The 5,364-nt window shown below is 77.3% G+C and carries 1 protein-coding gene; it reads left to right on the plus strand.

The window, feature by feature from the left end; genetic code table 11:
* Nucleotides 1-119: 119 nt before the first annotated feature.
* Nucleotides 120-5,364 (plus strand): condensation domain-containing protein (locus tag ABT106_RS30910; protein WP_351284091.1); only part of this gene is annotated, 5,245 nt, incomplete at its 3' end.

The raw sequence follows: 5,364 nt of genomic DNA on the forward strand, positions 1-5,364 counted from the left end.
TTTCACGGCCGTCTACCCCCCCCCCGGCGGGCGGCCCCCCCCCGCCCACTTGGACCCCCTGGCGGGGGGGCCCGCCGCCCGGCCGCCCGCGCGCCAGGACAGTTAGGACCGTCACGGACATGACCGAGATCCCGTTGTCGTTCGCCCAGCGCCGGCTGTGGTTCCTGGGCCAGCTCCACGGCCCGTCGGCCGCGTACAACGCCCCCGTGGTCCTGCGCCTGGACGGGGAGCCCGACGCCGATGCCCTTCGCGAGGCGCTGGCCGACGTGGTGGAGCGGCACGAGGTGCTGCGCACCATCCTGCCGGCCGGGCCCGACGCCGAGCCGTACCAGCGGGTGCTGGCCGCGGACTCCGTTCCCGGGCTGACCGGCGCGGTGTGCGCGCCGGGCGACGTGGACGCGGCCGTGACCGCGTTCACCCGGCAGGCGATCGACATCACCGCCGAGCCGCCCCTGCGGGCCCGGCTGCTGCTCCCGGGTGACGGGACCTCGGTACTGGTACTGCTGATCCACCACGTCGCCACCGACGGCTGGTCCGTACGCCCCCTGCTGCGCGACCTGTCGCTGGCGTACACGGCCCGGCTGGCGGGCCGGGCCCCGGAGCAGGAGCCGCTGCCGGTCCAGTACGCGGACTACGGCGTGTGGCAGCACGAGCTGCTGGGCGATCCCGCCGACCCGCAGAGCCTGGCGTACGAGCAGGCCGAGCACTGGCGGGGCGTCCTGGCGGGGGCCCCCGCCCTGATCGCCCTGCCCGCCGACCGGCCGCGTCCGGCGGAGCCCTCCGGCCGGGGCGCCACCGTGACGGCCCGGCTGGACGCGGCGGCGCACAGCGGGCTGCTCGCCCTGGCCCGGGGGCACCGGGCCAGCCTGACGATGGCGGCCCGGGCCGCGCTGGCGGCGGCGCTGTCCGCGGCCGGGGCCGGGGAGGACGTGGTGATCGGCGCGCCGGTCGCGGGCCGGCCCGACGAGGACCTGTACGACCTGGTCGGGTTCTTCGTGAACTCCCTGGCGCTGCGCACCGACCTGTCGGGCGACCCGGCGGTCGGGGAGCTGCTGGACCGGGTCCGGGAGGCGGACCTCGCGGCGTACGAGCACCAGGAGCTGCCCTTCGACCTGCTGGTGGAGCGGCTCGCGCCGGAACGGGCGCTGGGGCACCACCCGTTCTTCCAGGTGATGCTGACCGTGGACGCGGGCGGCGGGCCGGCCGCGCCGGTGGAGCTGGGCGGCGGGATCGCCGGCCGGCTCGCGGACGTGGGCCTGGACGCCGCCAAGTTCGACCTGACCTGGTACTGCGCGGAGCGGCACACCGCGCAGGGGCGCCCGGACGGGATCGACGTCGCCCTCCAGTACGCGGTGGACCTCTTCGACGAGGCGACGGCGCGGCTCCTGCTGGAGGTGTACGTACGGGCCCTGGCCGCCTTCGCCGACGGCCCGGAGCGGCGGCTCGGCGAACTCGCGCTGGTGACCGAGCAGGAGGCGCGGGGGCTCGCCGGGCGCCGCGCGGCCGTACCGGCCGCGACCGGGGCCGCGGCGGCGGCCGGGCCCGTACGGCGGGACGTCCTGTCGCCGCGCGAGGAGATCCTGTGCGGGCTGTTCGCGGAGGTGCTGAACCGCGAGGCGCTCGCCCCGGACGCCAACTTCTTCAAGTCGGGCGGGCATTCGCTGCTGGCCGGCAAGCTCGTCAACCGGATCCGGGGTGCGCTCGGGCTGGAGCTGGGCATGCGCGACCTGTTCCTGGCGCCGACGCCGACCGCCCTTCACCGGCGCCTCGCCGAGCTGGGCGGCGCGGCGACGACCCGGCCGGCGCTCGCGCCCGTGGCGGAGCGGCCCGGGCGGCTGCCGCTGTCGGCGGCGCAGCGGGCCCTGTGGCTCCTGGACCGGATCGAGGGCCCGTCGGCCACCTACAACGCCCCGCTGGTGCTGCGCCTGGAGCGGGAGCCGGACCGGGCGGCGCTGACGGCGGCGCTGGCCGACGTGCGGGAGCGGCACGAGGTGCTGCGCACGGTGTACGGGGCCGAGGGCGGCGAGCCGTACCAGCGGGTGCTGCCCGCGGCAGGGCACCCGCTGGAGATGGAGGTGGAGCCGTGCACCCCGGACGCGCTGGAGTCGCTGGTCGCCGGATTCGCCCGGGAGCCCTTCGACCTCGCCGCCCGGCCGCCGGTGCGGGCCCGGTTGTTCCTGCCGGGTGACGGCGGCTGCGTCCTGGTGCTGCTGGTGCACCACATCGCCACCGACGGCTGGTCGGTCGCGCCGCTGCTGCGGAACCTGGACGAGGCGTACGCGGCCCGGTGCGCGGGCCGCGCGCCGCAGTGGCGGGCGCTGCCGGTGCAGTACGCCGACTACGCCCTGTGGCAGCGCGACCTGCTCGCCGGCCCGGACCGGCTGCTCGGGTTCTGGCGGACGGCGCTCGAAGGGCTGCCGGCCCGGACGGCGCTGCCCGCGGACCGGCCGCGTCCGGCCGAGCCCTCGGGGCGGGCGGTGACGGTGTCGGCGGACCTCGACGCGGGCGCGCACCGGGCGCTGCTCGCCCTGGCCCGCGGCCGGCGCGCCAGCCTGTTCATGGTGGCCCGGGCTGCCCTGTCCGCGGCCCTGTCGGCGACCGGCGCCGGGCAGGACCTGGCCATCGGCACCCCGGTGGCGGGCCGGCCCGACCAGGACCTGCACGATCTCGTGGGCTGCTTCGTCAACTCCCTCGTGCTGCGCACGGACCTGTCCGGCGACCCGGCGGCCGGGACGCTGGTCGAACGGGTGCGGGACGCCGACCTGGCCGCCTTCGACCACCAGGACCTGCCCTTCGACGTCCTGGTGGAAAAGCTCGCCGCACCGGGGCGGGCGCTGGGCGAGCACCCGTTCTTCCAGGTGATGCTGACCGTGCAGGACACGTCCGACGACCGGATGCGCCTCGGCGGCATCCCGGGGCGGGCCACCGGCACGGACCTGGGCGCCGCGAAGTTCGACCTGAGCTTCCACTGCGCGGAGCGGCGGGACGCGGACGGCGGTCCGGACGGGCTGGACGTGCACGTGCAGTACGCCGAGGACCTGTTCGACGGGGAGACGGCGCGGCTGCTGCTGGAGGTGTACGTACGGGCGCTGCGCGCCTTCGCGGACTCCCCCGGGGCCCGGCTGGGCGAACTGGAGCTGGTGACGGGAGCGCAGGAGCAGGAGCTGGCCCGGCGCCGGGAGCGCCGCGAGCGGCTCGCGGCCGCCGCGGCGGCGGCGCAGGCGCCGACGGGGGCCGCCACGGCCGGGCTCTCGCCGCGGGAGGAGATCCTGTGCGGGCTGTTCGCGCAGGCGCTGGGCCGGGAGCGGATGGCCGCCGACGCCAACTTCTTCAAGTCCGGCGGTCATTCGCTGCTGGCCAGCAAGCTCGTCAACCGCATCCGGAGCGTGCTGGGCGTGGAGGCCGGCATCCGGGACCTGTTCCTGGCCCCGACGGCGACGGCCCTGCACCGGCGGCTGGGGACGGCCTCCGCGGACTCCCGGCCCGCGCTGTCAGCCGTACCGCGGCGGCCCGGACGGCTGCCGGTGTCGTACGCGCAGCGCCGCCTGTGGTTCGTCGACCAGCTGGAGGGGCCCTCCCCCGCCTACAACATCGCGCTGGTGCGGCGGCTGGACCGGCCGCTGGACCCGGCGGCGCTCACCGAGGCGCTGGCCGATGTCGCCGAGCGGCACGAGGTGCTGCGCACGGTGTACGGGACCGAGGGCGGCGAGCCGTACCAGCGGGTGCTGGAGCGGGCGCGGCCGCAGCTGGAGCTGGCACGCCCGGACGACGTGGCGGCGGCCGTGGACGAGGCCGCCCGGCACGTGTTCGACCTGACGCGGGACCTGCCGCTGCGGGCCTGGCTGTTCCTGCCGGACGGCGGGGGCCCGCAGACTCTGGTCCTGCTGCTGCACCACATCGCGGCCGACGGCTGGTCCACGGGCACCCTGCTCGCCGACCTGTCCGAGGCGTACGAGGCCCGGCGGGCCGGGCGCGCGCCCGGCTGGCGGCCGCTGCCGGTGCAGTACGCCGACTACACGCTGTGGCAGCGCGAGCTGCTCGCCGGGGCCGGGCCGGAACTGGACTTCTGGCAGCGGACGCTGGCGGGGCTGGCTCCCCTGATCGACCTGCCGACGGACCGGCACCGGCCGGCCGAGCCCTCGGGGCGCGGCGCGCTGACGGGGTTCGCGGTGTCCCCGGACGCGCACCGGCGCCTGGTCCGGATCGCGCACGCGCAGGGGGCCACCCTGTTCATGGTGGTGCAGGCGGCGCTGGCCGCGGCCCTGACGCGGCTCGGCGCGGGCCCGGACCTCGCGCTCGGCACCACGGTGGCCGGGCGCGGCGACGACGCCCTGTCGGGGCTGGTGGGCTTCTTCGTGAACACCCTCGTCCTGCGCACCGACACGGGCGGGGACCCGACGTTCGAGGAGCTGGTGGGCCGGGTCAGGGAAGCGGACCTGGCGGCGTACTCCCACCAGGACCTGCCGTTCGACCGGCTGGTGGAGCACCTCAACCCGCACCGGTCCGCGGCCCACCACCCGCTGGTGCAGGTGATGCTCCAGGTCAACCCGGTGGCCGTGGCGGACGCCCCCGGGGGTCCGCTGGCCGGTACGGAGCTCCCGTACGGGTCGGACACGGCCAAGGCGGACCTGACGTTCGCCCTGACGGAACGCCCCGACGGCGGCGGCCTGTCCGGGGTGCTGGAGTACGCCACCGACCTGTACGGGGAGGCGGGCGCGCAGCGGCTGGCCGGGCTCCTGGTGGCGGCGCTGGAGCTGTTCGCCGCGGACCCGGGGCTACGGCTCGGGGACCTGCCGGCGCCCGCCGACCGGCGCGGCGAACGCCCGCTGGCCGGCGGCTACCGGATCGACCTGGACCACGTCGCGGCGGTGTTGGCGGAGCACCCGGCGGTGGGCCGGGCCCGGGCCCGGGTGGTGGACGGCCGGCTCGTCGCCGAGGTGCTGAACCGGCCGACGGTGGCCGGGGAGGCCGGAGCGGCGGCCCTGCAGGAGTGGGCGGCCGAGCGGCTGCCGGAGTACGCGGTCCCGTCGTCGGTGCGGCTGCTGTCGGGAGCGCCGTCCGCCCCGGAGCCCGCCGCCGTCCCGCCCGGGGCGTCCGTCTCCGGCTCCCGGGGGGACGACGTGCTGGCGGCGGCCGTGCTGCGGCTGTTCGCGGAGGTGCTGGAGCGGGGCCCGCTCGGCCCGGACGACAACTTCTTCAAGTCCGGGGGGCATTCGCTGCTGGCGGTACGGCTGGTGAACCGGGTCAAGGCGGAGCTGGGCCGCGAGCTCACCCTGCGCGAGGTGTTCCGCCACCCGACCCCGGCCCGGCTGGCGGCGCTCCTGGCGTCGGCCGCCCCGACCCCAGAACGGAAGAGCACACGAC

The organism is Streptomyces sp. NPDC002044, from assembly GCF_040296725.1.
In the GTDB taxonomy this organism is placed as follows: Bacteria; Actinomycetota; Actinomycetes; order Streptomycetales; family Streptomycetaceae; genus Streptomyces; species Streptomyces antarcticus.